This window comes from Paraflavitalea sp., from assembly GCF_059502485.1.
Map to the genome: position 1 here is coordinate 2675874 of NZ_JCACET010000010.1, position 17160 is coordinate 2693033.

At 46.4% G+C, this 17160-nt stretch carries 13 protein-coding genes; 3 read left to right on the plus strand and 10 right to left on the minus strand.

From position 1 onward, the window contains the following. Positions 1 to 12 precede the first annotated feature (12 nt). Positions 13 to 879, plus strand: coding sequence for a universal stress protein (locus tag AC5JBY_RS27855; RefSeq protein ID WP_495907955.1), 867 nt, complete (start codon positions 13 to 15; stop codon positions 877 to 879). A gap of 109 nt (positions 880 to 988) precedes the next feature. Here AC5JBY_RS27855 and AC5JBY_RS27860 read toward each other — a convergent pair whose 3' ends face one another. Continuing rightward, on the minus strand, positions 989 to 1846 hold the full coding sequence (locus AC5JBY_RS27860) for a diacylglycerol/lipid kinase family protein (RefSeq protein WP_495907956.1): 858 nt from the start codon (positions 1844 to 1846) through the stop codon (positions 989 to 991). A 139-nt stretch (positions 1847 to 1985) separates the two neighbouring features. Between AC5JBY_RS27860 and AC5JBY_RS27865 the strand changes: the two genes are divergently transcribed. Continuing rightward, the gene (locus AC5JBY_RS27865; RefSeq protein WP_495907957.1) at positions 1986 to 3299 is read left to right on the plus strand and encodes a Gfo/Idh/MocA family protein; all 1314 of its coding nucleotides are present in this window, start codon (positions 1986 to 1988) and stop codon (positions 3297 to 3299) included. 55 nt (positions 3300 to 3354) lie between these two features. Here AC5JBY_RS27865 and AC5JBY_RS27870 read toward each other — a convergent pair whose 3' ends face one another. Both AC5JBY_RS27870 and AC5JBY_RS27875 read right to left on the minus strand, forming a co-directional pair. Next, positions 3355 to 4263 (minus strand): hypothetical protein, encoded by a 909-nt coding sequence (locus tag AC5JBY_RS27870; RefSeq protein WP_495907958.1) that lies wholly within the window; start codon positions 4261 to 4263, stop codon positions 3355 to 3357. A 42-nt stretch (positions 4264 to 4305) separates the two neighbouring features. Further along, positions 4306 to 4737: a MarR family winged helix-turn-helix transcriptional regulator gene (locus AC5JBY_RS27875; protein ID WP_495907959.1), complete on the minus strand. Its 432-nt coding sequence runs from the start codon at positions 4735 to 4737 to the stop codon at positions 4306 to 4308. Positions 4738 to 5029: 292 nt separating this feature from the next. Between AC5JBY_RS27875 and AC5JBY_RS27880 the strand changes: the two genes are divergently transcribed. Continuing rightward, positions 5030 to 6304 carry a DEAD/DEAH box helicase gene (locus AC5JBY_RS27880; RefSeq protein ID WP_495907960.1) on the plus strand — a complete coding sequence of 425 codons (1275 nt, stop codon included), beginning with the start codon at positions 5030 to 5032 and terminating at the stop codon, positions 6302 to 6304. A 96-nt stretch (positions 6305 to 6400) separates the two neighbouring features. On the opposite strand, the gene AC5JBY_RS27885 is transcribed toward AC5JBY_RS27880, so the two are convergent. The 7 genes from AC5JBY_RS27885 to AC5JBY_RS27915 all read right to left on the minus strand — a co-directional run bounded on the left by AC5JBY_RS27885 (position 6401) and on the right by AC5JBY_RS27915 (position 16963). Further along, a complete protein-coding gene (locus tag AC5JBY_RS27885) occupies positions 6401 to 7282 on the minus strand; it encodes a class I SAM-dependent methyltransferase (protein ID WP_495907961.1) in 882 nt (293 codons plus the stop codon). A 201-nt stretch (positions 7283 to 7483) separates the two neighbouring features. Then, the gene (locus tag AC5JBY_RS27890; RefSeq protein WP_495907962.1) at positions 7484 to 8827 is read right to left on the minus strand and encodes a 3-keto-disaccharide hydrolase; all 1344 of its coding nucleotides are present in this window, start codon (positions 8825 to 8827) and stop codon (positions 7484 to 7486) included. A gap of 42 nt (positions 8828 to 8869) precedes the next feature. Beyond that, entirely contained in the window at positions 8870 to 10075 is a 1206-nt protein-coding gene (locus tag AC5JBY_RS27895; protein WP_495907963.1) for a Gfo/Idh/MocA family protein, read from the minus strand. A 45-nt stretch (positions 10076 to 10120) separates the two neighbouring features. After that, complete coding sequence (locus tag AC5JBY_RS27900) at positions 10121 to 11131, minus strand: FAD:protein FMN transferase (RefSeq protein ID WP_495907964.1); 1011 nt, start codon at positions 11129 to 11131, stop codon at positions 10121 to 10123. Between the two features lie 80 nt (positions 11132 to 11211). After that, positions 11212 to 12954, minus strand: coding sequence for a peptidoglycan DD-metalloendopeptidase family protein (locus AC5JBY_RS27905; RefSeq protein WP_495907965.1), 1743 nt, complete (start codon positions 12952 to 12954; stop codon positions 11212 to 11214). A 188-nt stretch (positions 12955 to 13142) separates the two neighbouring features. After that, positions 13143 to 13886, minus strand: coding sequence for a LytR/AlgR family response regulator transcription factor (locus tag AC5JBY_RS27910; protein WP_495907966.1), 744 nt, complete (start codon positions 13884 to 13886; stop codon positions 13143 to 13145). 2 nt (positions 13887 to 13888) lie between these two features. Further along, the gene (locus AC5JBY_RS27915; RefSeq protein ID WP_495907967.1) at positions 13889 to 16963 is read right to left on the minus strand and encodes a sensor histidine kinase; all 3075 of its coding nucleotides are present in this window, start codon (positions 16961 to 16963) and stop codon (positions 13889 to 13891) included. Positions 16964 to 17160 lie beyond the last annotated feature (197 nt).

Sequence of the window (17160 nt, forward strand, 5' to 3'; positions counted from 1 at the left end):
AAAACACTGCGCATGCCGAAGACCTTTTACAATATTCTGGTACCGGTAGATTTTACCGGAAAGAACAAGTGGGCCATTTCGAAAGCTATCGAGCTGGCCAACACGTTCAATTGCAACATACACCTCGTACACGTGGTGTCCAATAACCTGCTACCCCTGCTGCCCATCGAAACCAGCCTTAACATGCCTGGCCGCGCAGCAGAGATGAGCAATGCCAGCAAGAAACTGGAAGCATTAAAAAACACATACCGCCAGCACATTTGCGGAGGCGGTAAAATAGAGATTAGCCTGCTACAGGGTAACCCCAGTCAGCAACTGGCTAAATACATCGAACAATACAACATGGACCTGGTAGTAGTAGGATTGGCCAAATTCAATCTGATACACCGCATCCTTTCTTCTGTATCCATCAGTAATCTGGCCCGTAAAGCAAATGTGCCTGTACTGGCGGTGCGCTCCAGTGGACTGGTGAGCCATTTCAAGAAGATCGTGTTGCCGCTCACCGGCGAGTTACCGATGCACCGCATCAAACTGGCCACCATGCTGGCACGCTCTTTCAAATCTACTGTATACCTGGTATCACTGCGGAGTGATAGTGAAAGCAACACAGCCGAAAACATTATGGATAAAGCGCTGGAAGTAGTGCAAAGCCTGTCTACTATACCGGTGCAGTCATTTCTGCTGGAAGGAAAGAACCTGGCGAAAAGCACGCTGGAGTTCTCAAAACGTATCAATGCAGATCTGATCATGGCCAACCCCTTCAAAGAATTCCACATGCCGGGTTGGTGGAACAGGATCACGAAGAAGATACTATCCTACGGGTCAAACATTCCCGTTATTACTGTCGATCAACAGAACGAAACAGTATCAGCATCATAAATAGTTTTTTTAGAGGTTTACCTGCCCTGCCCTCATAGGCGGGGCATTTTTATTACCGGAACACTAGTCAGGCCGCTCCAGCGGCCAGACCGTCGGCTGCTACTGCCGACTACTTCATCCCCCTGAACAAAAACCTGCCCGGCAGCAACTCAATAGCAAATTCATTCTCCTCTACCAATTCTCCATCGACATGCGCGGCAACAGGTTGGCTCGCGCGGATAGTTATTTGCTTCACCTTGTCCACCTTCACAAAAGGCAGCGCAATATGTTTCCCCTTCTCCACCCTGGGCAGATAAAAGCAGCGCTTTAAAGGATGGATCTTTTTGATGATCACGAGGTCGAGCCACCCATCATCTACTACGGCCTGAGGAGCTACCATGAAGCCACCACCATACCGCGAGCCATTAGCCACACTGATCATAAAATACCGGTCTTGCTCCTTACGCCCATTATATTCCAGTTCCAGCACCTTTTCCTTGTAAAAGAATATCTTCCTAATCACGGTGGCCAAATAAGCCAGATGCCCCGCTATGATCTTTTTACGGCCCATCGACCTTACCACTTCCCCATCGAAACCAACGCCTACACCATTCAGGAACAGGCGCCCATTACAGCTGCCTGCATCCACAGGCCTTGGCAACGAAGACAACACCCTTCTTACCTGCGCCTCAAAAGAAGTATTGCCATAAAGCTTCCAACCGAAATCGTTTCCGGAACCACCTTTAAAAACTGACAACGGAATAGATATATTTGGATACTGGTTGATGAAACGATTTAACGTGCCGTCACCACCCAGTATGAACACATCGGAAAAGCCGGTAAATTGAGCAGGCCAATCGTCCATAAAAACCGTACAGGGAATTTGCTGACTATCCAGCAACTCCTGCAGTTGGCGGGTAAGCAATTCAGAATAGCCATTACCGGCCAATGAATTACAAACGATGGCAATATTGAAAGAATGGATCATAAGCAGCAATCAATGCGCATAAAAGATAAGCTATTTGCTTGCACAGACCTAACAACTTGACAATATATACACAAACGGGTTTCATATGAAATGAGCCTTGAGCGAATTCCATCTGGCCCCAAAGAATAAAAAATATCAGATGAAAAGAAGAGACTTTATTAAGAATGCCTCCATGGCGACAGCCGGTATCACCATCCTCAACTTCCCGGTATTTGGCAAAAACGCCCCCAGCAACAAAGTAACGCTGGCCGTGATGGGCGTCAACAGCCGGGGCGCTTACCTCGCAGAATGCTTTTCCAAATTGCCCAATGTAGAAATAGCCTACCTATGCGATGTGGAAGAAAAAGCTATCCAAAATGGCTTAAAACCATTTGCACAGGCCAGCAGAAAACCTACGGTAATAAAAGACATCCGCGAGCTGGTGAAAAAGACGGACTTCGATGCACTGGTCGTAGCCGCACCCGATCACTGGCATGCACCCGCTTCCATCCTCGGCGTTACGCATGGCAAACATGTGTACGTGGAAAAACCTTGCGCACACAACCCCTATGAAGGCGAACTGCTGGTGCAGGCCATGAACAAACACGGTAAGCTCATCCAGATGGGTAACCAGCGACGTTCCTTCCCAACCCTCATCAATGCAGTAAAAGAAGTGCGCGAAGGCATCATTGGCAATGTATACCTCGGTAAAGCCTGGTACGCCAACAACCGCAAATCAATTGGCTATGGTAAGAAAGTAGCAGTCCCCATGACCCTCGATTTCGACCTCTGGCAAGGACCTGCTCCCCGCAGAGATTACCAGGACAACCTTGTTCATTACAACTGGCATTGGTTCTGGCATTGGGGCACTTCCGAAACCTGCAACAACGGCACCCACGAAATAGACTGCTGCCGCTGGTTCCTCGGTGTAGACTTCCCCACCAAAGTAACCTCCGCCGGCGGACGCTATGCCTTCAAAGACGATTGGGAAACACCTGATACGCAAATAGCCACCTACGAATTTGGTAATGACAAAGCCATCACCTGGGAAAGCAGAAGTTGCAGTGATTTCCCGGTAGAAGGAGCTGGCAGAGGTTTCATCATCTACGGCGATAAAGGCACCCTTGTCAACTACGGCGCAGACAACTATAAAATATTCGACAACAATAAGAAGCTGGTCAAGGAAGTGAAAACAGAAGCCAAGGCCGACTCCGGCAACCTTGTAAGCTCTACCGGCAACCTGGACTTTTATCACTTCAACAACTTTGTCAACAGCATACGCGGCGAAGAGAAACTGAACTCACCAGTGAGCGAAGGACATAAAAGCGTACTACTTTGTCTGCTGGCCAATATTGCCCAGCGCACAGGAAGAACGCTGATTACCGATCCCACCAACGGACATATCCTTGGCGATAAGAAAGCCATGAAACTATGGAGAAGAGACTACGAGAAAGGCTGGGAGCCTAAAATATAAGATCACTACATGCAGGCTTCAGCTTACAACTTTGATAGCTGAAGCCTGCATTCTCTTATAATAATTCCAGTTTCAGGTTGCGCTGAATATGAAACGGCGCCTCCATCTGATGATTTTTATAAGCGCTATCACAGCCCATGCGCATTTTCAGGTGTAACGTATTGGACATCTCTGCCGCTGTTATCTTCCCATCCTTCCTGCTTACTACAGAATTAATAGTAAACTCCTCATTGCCAAAAAGTACATTGACCTTACCTCCGGCCGGTTGCACCATCTGAAAGTTATTGAGTACGCCAGTGGTTACTGCCGCATTCATATCCTCCAATAAAAACGAAAGACAGGGTTGTGTCGGTGGCAAAAACAGCGTACGCAGCTTCACAGAAGCACTGGTCACATCAGTTATATAACCTTTGATGGCCAGGCAATCCTCACCATACAGGATAGACTTACCATTAGCAAAATTGCCTTTCACTGTTTCCTTCTTGATCAAGCTATCCCCTTTCTTTTCCAACGTATTTATGCGCGATTGCGGGCTCACGGCCACAAAGAAGGTAATAAAATCAGTGATAGGTCCAGTCATGCCCGGCACGTCTATCTTAGGGATGTCTACAGTACCGTCCGGGTGCAGGGAAATGCGATAAGGCTTTACAGCACGGGCTTCCCCATCGGCATTGGTAGTGTCTTTAGGAGTATATACCATTTGCGAAATACTGTACACTTCATCATACGGCACACCGGCACTATCCAACACCACTTTTAGTTGCATCACAACTACGGTCGTTGCATTCCATTTGCCATTGTACAACTGTTCGGTCGTTAGGCGATAGCGGTAAGTATCGCCCACTTTATACTTCCGGGGAAACAGCTTACCAGCTACAGCTTTGTCCTGCGCAAGCGGCCCTGTAACGATAAAAATACCAGTGAGCAACAGTAAGGATCGGGAGACATAGAATCGGGTTCTCATATTGTGTAGTTTAAAAAAGTTGTATATACATCTATTTTTAGTTTATAAAGTCAATAGCATCTTGTGCAAAACCTGAATACCATTCAGTAATTGAGCTTGTGGAATATCCTTGAGCACCTTCATGTACAGCTGTCCGGACACCTGCACACCTGCCTTTTGTATGGCCTTCCCTTTGGCGGTTAGATATATAAGATTGGAACGGTTGTCTTCCGCGTCAGTTACCTGCCTGATGAGTTTGTTCTTCTTCATATTCATCAACACCCTCGTAATAGTTGTTTTATCCCGGTTCAGTTGTTCACTGATCTCTTTCTGGCTTATCCCATCCCGGTACCACAACACCACCAATATGGCAAACTGCTCGGCCGTAACATCGATATCATGCTGCTTAAACTCCGCTGCCAGCACCTGGCTAAATCGGTGAGAAAACTCAGCACACAAATAGATAATATTTTGGTCTAATCCTTCCGGCTTCATATTAGTTGTATCTACAACTAAGTTACTGTATTATATTTAATACACCACAGAATACAGTAAGCGCCGCAGAGGGTAACAATGACCTCACTTTGGCCTTTAACGTATCATTATAGGATATTACAGGAAATAGGCATATCTTTGCCCCGTCATTCTCACTCTAATAGACTCGATCATCTTTTTCCCTCACAGAAAGCTCATCAAGTCATAAGTTGATGAGGAGCAGGTTAACTCTCTCTCCGTTTTTTATCTACGCAGCTGATAGTTAACACTTTATTTATTAAAAACTATCATTTTGACATTTGATCAATTGAGCCTCCAGGAGCCTTTATTAAAGGCACTGAAGGAAACAGGCTATAGTACGCCTACTCCCATCCAGGAGCAGTCTATCCCTGTCGTATTACAACAAAAAGACCTGTTGGGCGTGGCCCAGACAGGCACCGGCAAAACAGCCGCATTCGCTATTCCCGTACTCCAGTTATTGCATGGACAACAGCCTGCACAGAGAGGCCCACGCCCCATCAGGGCATTGGTGCTTACTCCTACGCGTGAGCTGGCCATCCAGATTGAAGAAAGCTTCAAAGCATATGGTAAATATACTGGCCTGAACCAGATGGTTATCTTCGGTGGAGTATCTCAGCACAGCCAGGTCAACGCACTCAGGAATGGCATTGACATCCTGATCGCTACACCTGGCCGTTTGCTCGACCTCCTGAACCAGGGATTCATCAACCTGCAACAATTGCAACTGTTTGTATTGGACGAAGCAGACCGCATGCTGGACATGGGCTTCATTCATGATGTAAAGCGCATCATTACCCGCATTCCGGTTAAGAGACAAACACTGTTTTTCTCTGCTACCATGCCGCCGGAAATTGCCGGACTGGCCAATACCATCCTGAAGAGCCCGGTGAAAGTAGAAGTTACCCCCGTATCATCTACCGCAGAAAAGATCGCGCAACAGGTATACTTTACCGATAAAGATATCAAGCGTTCCCTGCTCATTCACGTGCTGGAGAATCCTGCCATAGAACGTGCGCTGGTATTTGCCCGCACCAAGTATGGTTCAGAAAAGATTGCTAAGGCACTCGTACGCTCAGGCATTAAAGCAGATGCTATTCACGGCGATAAGTCGCAGAATGCGCGTCAGCACGCACTCAACAATTTCAAGAGCGGTAAAATACGTATCCTGGTAGCTACCGATATTGCCGCACGTGGTATCGATGTAGACAACCTCACGCACGTGATCAACTATGAGTTGCCCAATGTGCCTGAAACATACGTACACCGCATTGGCCGTACAGGCCGCGCAGGCGCCAGCGGTATCGCTATCTCATTTTGTGACGCTGAGGAAAGAGCTTACCTGAAAGACATTCAGCAGCTCATCAAGCAATCCATTCCTGTAGTGGATGAGCATCCTTATCTTCCTGCCAAAACTGTTGTAAACCAGCAACCAGCTATTCAAAAGAAATCAGCCGGTAATGGTAACGCGGCAGGCAACAGGAACAGTGGACAAAATAAGTTTAAGAAAAGGTGGAATAATAACCACGGAATGCAACGTGGCCGGTAAGATATAAGCGTGAGACGTGAAAAGTGTAAGAGCTTTCACGTCTCACCTTTCACTTCTCACGCGAAGCAAAAGCACTCACCACTGATTACTCACCACTTACAATTCCTTTCTCTTCTTCGCAATAGCTACACGGTAAAACTCATACCCCTTTTCAGTATTGTGGGGCATGTATTTATGGCGGTATTCAACAGCGCCCTTGTCTTCCAACAAAGCCATGTCGAATTTATTGAGGTAATCCTTCAACTCTTCCGGCCTGAAACCAAAGGTCCAGCGCTCTTCGATCTTCTCCAGGTCCTGCAGTAATTTCTCCGCACCATAAAACTGCTGCGGATTATCCAGCACCATCTTGTGCACGTAGGTGAAGATCACATACGAACCACCGGCAAAGCGGTTCATAAACCGGAAAACATTTTCAATGGCCGAAGCCGTTAAGTAATTAGTAACCCCTTCCCATATGATAGCAGTAGGCTTATCAAGGTCTATAGGATTCCAGGAGATCATATCATCCAGGCTTTCCTTATTGAAGTCAAGCTGATAATACAGGATATTACCGGGCAGGCTGGGCAGACTTGCTCTTAATACCTTCGTCTTTAGAGAAGATGTATTGGGATGGTCGATCTCAATAACAGGTATATTCCTCAAAAAGCTTAACCGGAGCCCCCTCGTATCAAAACCAGCACCCAATATCAATACCTGCTGTGCGCCATGATTAATAGCATACAGCAACAGATCATCGATATATTTTGTACGCGCAAGACCGGACGAGTAAGCTCCTGGAATTTTACGGTGGATGATATTTTGTACCAGCGTCCTGATAAAAGGGATCTTCGACAATTGAGCAGCGCGCTTCAGCCTGCTGTCGAGAAAAGAAATAGCATAAGGGTCGTTGAACAATCGTTTCCCTGGAGGGCGGGTAGTTTCCAGCGCCCTGAATAAGGCCATATATTGAGCCGTTCTACTGGCTTTATCTTCCTTCATAATGTTGACGCAGCACCTAAAATGGCCGTTAAACTACACAAGATTCTACGATTATGCAATGATTATTAAAATTATCATGTGACTGGTTAATAAAGGTCTATCCGGGGTCAAAAGCGAAACCCGGTCTGCTTTGAGGTAGCTCAAAACAGACCGGGTTTTATTCATTATGCTGACCCAAAGACCAGCTTACCTATAGAAAAGTTATTTCAGTTCCCTGATCTTGATACTTCTGTAACTCACAGAATTACCATGATCCTGTATTAGGATACGACCTTGTTTAGCTTCACCGAAGTTGGTCCACTTCTGGTACTTGCTGATAGCCACCAGGTCACGGAAAGCCTGGGAACCACGTTCGTACTCCAATACCTTCAAGCCATTGATATAATGCTCTACGTGGTTATTGGGATATACAATCACACGGCCGATATTCCACTGACCCGGAGCACGTACAAAACGATCCTGTTTCTTCGCAGGGATCAGATCATACAAAGAAGAGAGCGTACGATTACCATCGCGTCCCATCTTGGCATCGGGATGTAGCTTATCATCCAATACCTGGTACTCCAATCCGATAGCAGAACCCGGATTATTTTCTTTGAGTGTCACAAAGTACTTGAGGCCACTGTTGGCGCCAGGGGTGATCTTGAATTCAAACGTAAGGTCGAAAGCACTGTACTCTTTTGTAGTAACGATATCGCCTCCATTAGTAGACTCATGCCCATCAGAGGATAGCACACTCAAGACACCATCCTTTATTTCCCAACCTTTTTCAGGAAAACCGGGTTTGTAAGCACCCTTCCATCCGTTGGAGCTAACGCCATCAAACAACAATACTGTCCCTGCTTTCTTTTCTGCATCAGACAAAGTGTTAGGGATCATATTCATTACGAAAGTCTCTTTCAAATGAGGAGCAGGTATCAGCTTACTTGTTTTGATACGGATATTCTTCCAGTAGATCTTTTTACCAGCCTGCTCGGGTTTACCAATGCTGTGCACCTGCAAGGCAATGAAGCCCGAAGCATCGAGAGAATCTACTACATAAGCAGCTTCGATACCATTGACCCAGGTACGCAGGTTGTGCCCGATACATTCAACACGTACTTTATTGAACTGTCCATTCTTAAAAGCTGATTGTGCAGCAGGGTTCAATCCCAACGGATATAACCAGTCTCTGCGTGCTTCATCATAAATGCCACCAGACCAACGACGGGCAGATGGATCTATTTCAAACTGGTAGCCATACACACGGCCTTTGCCGTTATTGCCAGCCGGGTTGAGGTGGCTTCTGAACTGTATGCCAGAATTGGATGTAGTGTCTTCCATCATCACATCCAGCTCCAATATGAAGTCGCCGAATTCTTTTTCTGTTACGAGGAAAGTATTGGGCGTATTCAAAGATGTAATACCTGTAATGGCGCCATTCTCAATCGTGTATTCTGCATTGCCCGACAGCTTTTTCCAGCCGTTGAGCGTTTTACCATCGAATAAGTTTGTCCATCCACCAGATTGCTTCTGCGCAAACGCACCATGGACAAACATTGTCATTGCCAAAAGGAAAGGGAGTTTTTTCATATCGCTTAGTAATAATTAAGAAAAGTTATATGCCGATTTCCATTGCCGGGTAGCATGGGAATAAGCAGCTTCGTTAGCCAGGTGCACACACACTGCAGTAGTGGCGCCCGTGATCACATTGGAGGTTGGTTGCTTTTTCTCGATGATACATTTATGAAAATCCTGTACAGCATACCAGGTACCATCTTTCATCGGTTCCTTGATGATGGGCATGCCGCCGTCTTTGTTCCATTCTATTTTGGTAGCGCTACTTACACCATCCACCACTTCCAATTCTTTCCTGGTAGTAGCTTCAGGATAGAAAATACCTTCATTAACCAGCAAGGCAACAGTTCCCTTGGTACCTTTGATCTTGAATATATAGCCCTCCCGTGCGTTACCACAGGTAGCGCCAAAATTCCCGATCATGCCATCCTTATTGTATCTTAATACTACCGCCACATTATCATACGTTTCTCTACCGTCTTTGTAAAAGTCGATACCACCAGTACCTGTTATCTCATCAGGATGCGTATTGAATGCCCAGTTGATAAAATCGATCTGGTGTGATAACAACTCAGCCACCAGCCCACCTGAGTATTCCTTATACATACGCCAGTTCACCTGTCTGTCGGTATAACCAGCGGGTACAGGTCTGCGCCAATCCCAGTTACGGTCCCAACGGCAATCTATATGAACGATCTTACCGAGGTAGCCCTTTTCGATCATCTCCTTTACCTTGAAGTATAAGGGCACATACCGGTACTGATGACCTACCTGCAATACCTGCGTAGGATGCTGCTTTACAAGCTTCACCAGTTTCGTGGCCTGGGGAATATTGTAGGTCATGGTCTTCTCCAGGAATACATGCTTCCCTGCATTCAGCGCATCAGAGGCAACGGGGAAGTGCATATTGAGCGGCGTAGCAATCACAACCGCCTGGATGTTTTTATCTTCCAATAACTGGCGATAGTCCTTGTATTCTTTGGGAGCAGCAGAACCAGCTACTTTACGCGCATGTTCAAGCCGAAAATCCAGTACATCACAAATAGCTGAAATATTGAAAAGCTCGGGCAATTGCCGCATGATGGACATGACACCTGTGCCACGGTCGCCACAGCCAATAACACCTACATTGATCTTCTCCTGACGCGTGGTACCAAAGGCCTGTAATAGCTGATTATGCAACAGGAGACCTCCTGTGAGTATACCAGCCTGTTGTATAAATTTTCTTCTGCTCATAATTGTAAATGGCAAGCGATCAGTAATAAACAGACCGCTCTATTTTCAATGTTGCGTAATAAAATGATAGAATTTGCTCGTTGCTGTATCTACTATTTTGCCTTGCTTATTGCGGTAAATGAAATAAGCTGCCATATCCTTTCTTGCTTCAATAAAGGCGATCGATTGTTTCAACCCCATTACCATAAAGGCATTGTCATACGCATCTGCCGTCATGGCATCAGCAGCATACACCGTTACGCTGATCAGCTCTCCCTGTGAAGAATAACCAGTGCGGGGGTCGATGATGTGCGATATCTTTTTGCCGGCGCTTTCATAAAACTTCCGGTAGCTGCCCGAAGTAGTGATAGCACCGCTATCCAGTGAAATGATCTTCTGCAATAATGACAACTGAAACTCATCTTCACCGGGCGCCTCGATACCGATCTTCATTTTCTCATTAGAAGGCTGCCGGCGTCCTTTCACCCTGATCTCACCACCTATCTCAACGATGTAATTCTTCAATTGCTTTTTATCTAAAAACGCCGCCACTACATCTACACTGTATCCCTGCGCAATGCCGTTTACATCGATCTTAACACAAGGCTTTGCTTTCACAAGCCGGTGATCTTGCACCAATAAAAAACGAGTATCTACACATTGCTTCAGCTCACGTATAGTAGCAGAATCGGGTAATTGATCGATCTTCTTAGGCCCAAATCCCCAGGCTTGCACCAATGGTTGGACGGTAATATCGAAAATACCTTCTGTTTGGCGGTAAGTTTCTATCGCTTTGTTGACCACACGTGTCATGTGATCATCCATATCGATGGAAGATGCAGCCTGGTTGAAGCGGCTGATGATGGAGTATGGCTTGTAAATAGAGAGAGAACTGTCGATGCCAGCCAACAAGTTGTCGACCTGGCCTTTCGTTACGATGCTATCGGTGGCATAATAAGTCACCTGGTAGGTGGTGCCCTGCGCCTGTCCTGTAATACGGTATGCTCTTACGGGTTCTGCATGATGGCCAACAGCTCCGCACAAAAAAAGGGGTAGGAAAAAAAGCAGGTTCCTCATCCGGACAAATATAAAAAAAGCCCGGCTGCCGGATGAGGAATCTGCCTTAAATTTATGCAAACGATTTCGCTATCAGGCGGTTACTGCGCGTACCCCGGTTTGCCATTCTTCCAGGCCACGGGATACCTTGCACAGGGCGTATTAATCGCCCCATCTACTGCATCGGGATAACAATCGGGCGTTCCATAAATACCATAAGGCTCAAAGAAATACCAGCGCTTGTCGACCGGATCGCGGTGAGCAAAGAAAATGTGCAGGTGATTGGCAGCCTGGCCTCCGGGGCCGGTGCTACCAGCCCACCCTATCACATCGCCAGCCTGCACATTTTTGCCGACCAAATCACTGCTGATCTTCTGTGAATTGGTTCCCCACCACCCCGCGTCTGGATTCCTGTCCGATGCTTTCAGAGGGCACCCTGTATTCTTCAAATGGTTTTCGTATTTGACTCTTGTGGGATCATTGGCAGCCTGGTTCAAAGTAGGTTGGCTCTTGCTCCATGCCACGGCACAATCGTTATCAGCGCCGTTCCTCACGTGCATATAAATAGTTCTGTAAACGTCTGTTTCTCTTCCTACGTTATGGCTGATGATGATCGTATTACCCGACCATTCATCGTACCCCGCATAGACCACTTTCCCTGGCGCTGCAGCTGTGATCTGGAATGTCTTTCCATCCTTCCTTGAATAATCCAGCGCATGGTGCCAGGCGCCGGGGCTGTACAGCCATCCATTCTTCGACATGTTGGAAGCGCTCTCTTTGAAAGGCAGCGTGAATATCTTATCCTTTGCATCGTACAGCACCGAGTTGCGCACGTAGTAATCGTTGCCCAGCTTCAGGTTGGGCCAGCGATAATACACCCTGCTGCTGGAGGATGGATTAGCCGGACAACTACCGGGCTCTCCTTCGCAATGCTGTGAGCTTGCATAAATGCCATAATCATAGGAATCCCGTCCTGAAGTAGAAGGATTATCCGCCATCAACGCCTGATTCAGACAGTTACCCGGGCAATCCCCATCATAGGTTTCAAGGTCTATTAGCTGCATGTTGGAACCATTGTATTCTGCCCACTTGGAAGTGAGGCTTTGCCAGTCCGTTCCATGCCAAAGGGCATAAGCATCTGCCCCCTGTCGCCACACACCCAGAAAAATACGCTTGCCGCCTTCTACATAAGATTCTATATCTATCAAACGCAGGTTCTCCTTTGCCCTGTCTTCCCAGTATTTGGAAAACTGTGTCCAATCCATTCCATAAGGAGAGAGCACATACCCATCATTACCTTGCCTGAACACGCCGAGGAAATATCTTTTACTTCCTTCTGTATAGGTTTCAATATCGATGAGCCGGAGGTTCTTGCTATAATCACTCCAGAACTTATTGAAGGCAGCCCAATCGAGACCTGCCGGAGTAAGGGCATGCCCGTCGGTACCCTGCCTGAACACACCCAGGAAATATCTCTTACCGCCTTCTGTGTAGGTTTCAATATCTATCAGCCGCAAGGTTTTGCTGTAATCGCTCCAAAACTTGTTGAAAGCAGCCCAGTCAAGACCTGCAGGCGTGAGGGCATATCCATCGCTGCCACCTTCCCACACACCGGAGAAATAACGTTTACCTCCTGTTTCATAGGTTTCAATGTCGATCAGGCGGAGGTTCTGTTTTGCCAGTTCATCCCATTTCTTATTGAAGTCGGCCCAGTTTACCCCCGACCATAAATAGGTACTTCCATTGCCTTTGCGCCACACACCCGAATAAAAATCCTGGGCATTCGTTGTACTGAAGCAAAGCATCGTTAATAATAAAAGCAGATACGCAACTTTTAATTTCATAGTTGTTATTTTAAGGTTATGGTAGAAACTATAAGGTTGTACTGCTAATCAGAAGCGAGGTAGATTTGACACAGGAAGTGTGAGGGTATACGGATGGATGGCAGGTTTAATTAACGACCTAAAGTAAAGGTAAGTGCTTAGGTGAATCCTAATTGAGCGAGTGAACGGATACCAAATGAGTAAACGGCTTACTTATTGAATAAGGCGTTGATCACTGCTTCTTTTTTACGTCGTGATACTTCGAGTGTTGTGTAGTCCTGTAATATGAGTGTTGAGTTGGATTTCGAGAACTTCACCGCAAACTTCAGGTTCACAAGATAAGATTTGTGTATGCGCAGAAACCCTTGCCCGGCAAGCATTTCCTCATATTCCTTCAGTGTTTTCGCGCTCACCAGCTTACGTCCTTTGGTAAGGTTGAAATGGGTATAATTATCATTGCCTTCACAATAAACGATCTCATCGGGCATTAAGAAATAGTTACCATCAAGGGTAGATATGATCAGCTTAAAGTCATGTTGTGTCGTATCACTCAGGCTGGAAACTACTTGTTGCAGCTGCTCTTTTTCAATGTAGTGACGGGGCCGGTTCTTCAGCTTTTCTACTGCTTCTTTCAACTCTACCGCATCTACTGGCTTCAGCAGGTAATCGAGCGCACTGAACTTGATAGCACGGATGGCATATTGATCATAAGCCGTGGTAAAGATGATCTCGAAGTCAATACGCGGAATTTGCTGCAACAAATCAAAAGCATTCATCCTGGGCATTTCTATGTCGAGGAATACAATGTCAGGCTTATTGACTTCTATAGCAGCAATGGCGGCCAGGCCATCGGCACAAACGGCTTCTATAGTGATATCCGGGCAATGCATCTGCAACATGGATTGCAATGACTCCCGACAATGTTTTTCGTCATCTACGATAATGGCTTTCATGTTCAAACCATTTTATTCTGTATATAATTAAGGGTAATCAGCACCCGCGTGCCTGATCCCTGCTGGTTTTCATCGTACAAATCTTCTACTTTGACGTTGGTATTGGCATCGTAAGTCATATTAACGATGTCCAATCTTTCTCCTGTTATTTTCATGCCATGGCTTTTTCTTTTTAATGCCGATCTGCTGCGCAGATCTGTTGATGCCTGCCGCCCCACCCCATTGTCCTCTACTTTTATCGTGAGCTGATCTCCTACCCGTTTGATCTCCAACAACAGCAATCCTCCTGGTTTCTCCCGGTAAAGCAGGCCATGCCAGATGGCATTCTCTACATAGGGCTGAATAATAAGAGGTGGAATGATCACCTGCGCCGGATCGATGTCCTCATCGAGGTTCAGCTTGTATTGAAATACATTATCAAAACGAATACCTTCCAGCTGTATATAAAGATCCAGCGCACTTAACTCATTCTCCAGCGTCACCCATTCGCTGCGTGAGTTGTCCAATATCATACGCATGAGGCGGGAGAACTTGGTAAGGTATCCTGATGCATTCTGTGGATCATTCTTCAGGATAAAGTTATTGATAGAGTTGAGGCTGTTGAATATAAAGTGGGGGTTCATCTGCGCCCTTAGCATATTCATTTTTACGCGGGCTATCTGGCGCTCGAAATCCCGCTGGGTAGCTGCCTTTTTGCGCAGGGCTGCTATGCGCTGCCGCACGCCATAATAAACAATGCCTGCTATTGTCAATACTACCAATGTCTGGAACCACCATGTTTTCCAGAAAGGTGCCCGCACGGTAAAGGCCCAGGCAGCTATATTGCTCCATTGGTTTGATCCTGCCGCTGCTCTCACCTGGAGCGTATAATCTCCTGCCGGTATACTTCTTATTATTATCTGCCGTGTGTTGCCTGCTTTTATCCAACTGCTGTCCTGCCCCAGTAATCTGTACTCATATTGTACTGCTGTTGGGTCAGTGTAATGTATTCCTGTAACCAGCAGCTCAAGGGAGTTTTGTTCATGTGAAAGTGAGGTGTGTGCAAAGATGCCTTTCTGTTGCTGCAAAGGAATACGTTGCTCATTCTGCAACAACATGATATTATCTATGAGCACATGGGGCGCCGTGATCGTTTTTGCATACACCGCCGGATCAAATGACAATAGCCCTGATGAGGTAGCCATCCAGATAGTTCCTTTGTTATCCTGCATCATGTCTACGCTTTGGTAATCACCTTTCAGTAATGTCCGGTCAATTGCTTTGGACACAATACTGTATTCTTTACCCAGTTGTTCTATACGATTGACCCCGTTATAGGCTACAGCCCATAGTACATTATTTTTATCGACCAACAGCTTTATGAATATATCGGATGACAGGCCATCGTCTGCCGTAAGTTGCTTTTCGACAACAAGGCTGTCCTGTACAAACTTGCATAGCAATATTCCGCTTGCCTGTGTAGCGACCCATACTTTCCCTTCCTTTGTCATTTCCATATCTGTAATGGCAAAGGAATGTTCTTTGTGCAAGGGAACCATCTCAAGCGCGTCGTTGCGGATGACAGCCAATCCCCAGGTACTTCCTACATATATTTTACCACCAGGGCTTTCTACCAGGCTGCGGATAATGGGATTGTCTGTAACATTTAGCGTGTAGGTATATTGTGTAAACTCCAGTGTGTCGCTGTGGCTCTTTTCAGGTTTTCTGATACGTGTTACATTCTTATCGCCGGTGGCCCACAGGTCACCGTTCTTTCCCTGGTAAAAATGGAAGAACGTTTTATCTCCACGTCCTGAACTTTCCCCATAGAAGTATTCGAACTTGTTTTTACTGTACCGAGCCACCCCCTGGTAGCCACTTCCGTACCACAGATCACCGTTGGGCATTTCGAAAATGCTTTTGACTTCCGCAGTAGGAAAGATGGTTTTATTGCCTGGCAGCGCCGGTTCGAAATGGTCGTTTACTTTTTTAAATACTCTGCCGCGATTGCCTCCTGCTATAATGCCGCCATCTTTTAGCTGATAAATGCTGTATAATTCATTGAAGCCTTCGGGTTTTTCCTGCAGATGAGTTTTAAATATTTCAGGTTTGGCATAGAGTAACCCTTCGTGGGTAGCGATCCAAAAGTTGCCGTCTTTATCCCGTGTAAATGCAGAGCCCCATTCTCTGTGATCGAAAGGTATGTTTACTGCAAGACGGGTTGCCTTGGTAACGATATCTACTTCATAAATGGCTTCAGAATTATAGTAATACCAATTGTTGCCTTCCTGGTGGAAGTCCATGCCGGTGAGGTATTCAATGGGCAATCTTTTCCATTGTCCTTCTTTTTGATAGCTAACACCACTGAAGTTGCCACAGATCAATACTTCTCCTTCGTTGGTGCAAACGATACTATTTACGAGATCTGATTTGTCGCTGGCTGTCCATATTTTATGCAGGGATTGCCTGTCTGACTCATAGACATTGTAAAAGTTACCGAACAGCAGTTTACCATTCTTCTGTAAGGCCATTTTTTTGACGCGGCTGTCATCATTCAGTGTACGCCACGCTGGTAATATGTGTGGGGCAATCGCAATAGTATCATGCTGTGTGACCTGCAGTACAGCTGCACTGTCGAACCAGGCCGGCCCAATGCCCGTGCCCACCCATAGGCCTTTGCCCTCTTTGAGTAAACTAAAAACAGGCACGACTCCTTCGCTGAAGTTTACAGGCTTAACCTCATTGTTATTGTAATAAAACAGGCCTGCCGTAGAGCCAATCCATAGTGTATGGTGTGCTGTGTCTTCAAGGATACAGAAAACGCGTCCTATCCGCTTGTTTTGGGCAAACAAGTAATTGGTGAAGGTGTACCCATCAAAGCGGCTAAGGCCAGCTGTATGGCCTATCCAGAGGAGCTGGCGGGTATCGAGGTGGAGGCTCAGTATTTCGGAGGAAGGGAGGCCGTTTCGGGCGGTGTATTCGATGATCTGGTGGCTTACAGGTGCATCGGAACTTGTGGTATGCTGGGCATTAGCCTGCAGGCAGCACAGGGATATCAATAGCAGGCATAAGCGGCGGCATGTGCTGGTCCTTTGCAAGAAGGCTGTTTAGGTTTGGTAATGTCTAAAATTAGTCAATCAGGGCGGTAAAACGACAGGAGGATTGAGGGAGGGGGTAGTGGGTGAGGGAGTGGTGGGTGGAGAAAACAAAAAAGCCCCGTAGTTGGAAACTACGAGGCTCAATAAATATGGCAGCTACCTACTCTCCCGCATTGTTGTGCAGTACCATCGGCCAT

Bases quoted from the DNA above. Each gene is read 5' to 3' on its own strand.
- AC5JBY_RS27910 (WP_495907966.1), bottom strand. From the start codon at position 13,886: ATGAAAGCCATTATCGTAGATGACGAAAAACATTGTCGGGAGTCATTG.
- AC5JBY_RS27875 (WP_495907959.1), bottom strand. From the start codon at position 4,737: ATGAAGCCGGAAGGATTAGACCAAAATATTATCTATTTGTGTGCTGAG.
- AC5JBY_RS27895 (WP_495907963.1), bottom strand. From the start codon at position 10,075: ATGAGCAGAAGAAAATTTATACAACAGGCTGGTATACTCACAGGAGGT.
- AC5JBY_RS27890 (WP_495907962.1), bottom strand. From the start codon at position 8,827: ATGACAATGTTTGTCCATGGTGCGTTTGCGCAGAAGCAATCTGGTGGA.
- AC5JBY_RS27865 (WP_495907957.1), top strand. From the start codon at position 1,986: ATGAAAAGAAGAGACTTTATTAAGAATGCCTCCATGGCGACAGCCGGT.
- AC5JBY_RS27860 (WP_495907956.1), bottom strand. From the start codon at position 1,846: ATGATCCATTCTTTCAATATTGCCATCGTTTGTAATTCATTGGCCGGT.
- AC5JBY_RS27885 (WP_495907961.1), bottom strand. From the start codon at position 7,282: ATGAAGGAAGATAAAGCCAGTAGAACGGCTCAATATATGGCCTTATTC.
- AC5JBY_RS27905 (WP_495907965.1), bottom strand. From the start codon at position 12,954: ATGAAATTAAAAGTTGCGTATCTGCTTTTATTATTAACGATGCTTTGC.
- AC5JBY_RS27900 (WP_495907964.1), bottom strand. From the start codon at position 11,131: ATGAGGAACCTGCTTTTTTTCCTACCCCTTTTTTTGTGCGGAGCTGTT.
- AC5JBY_RS27855 (WP_495907955.1), top strand. From the start codon at position 13: ATGCCGAAGACCTTTTACAATATTCTGGTACCGGTAGATTTTACCGGA.
- AC5JBY_RS27870 (WP_495907958.1), bottom strand. From the start codon at position 4,263: ATGAGAACCCGATTCTATGTCTCCCGATCCTTACTGTTGCTCACTGGT.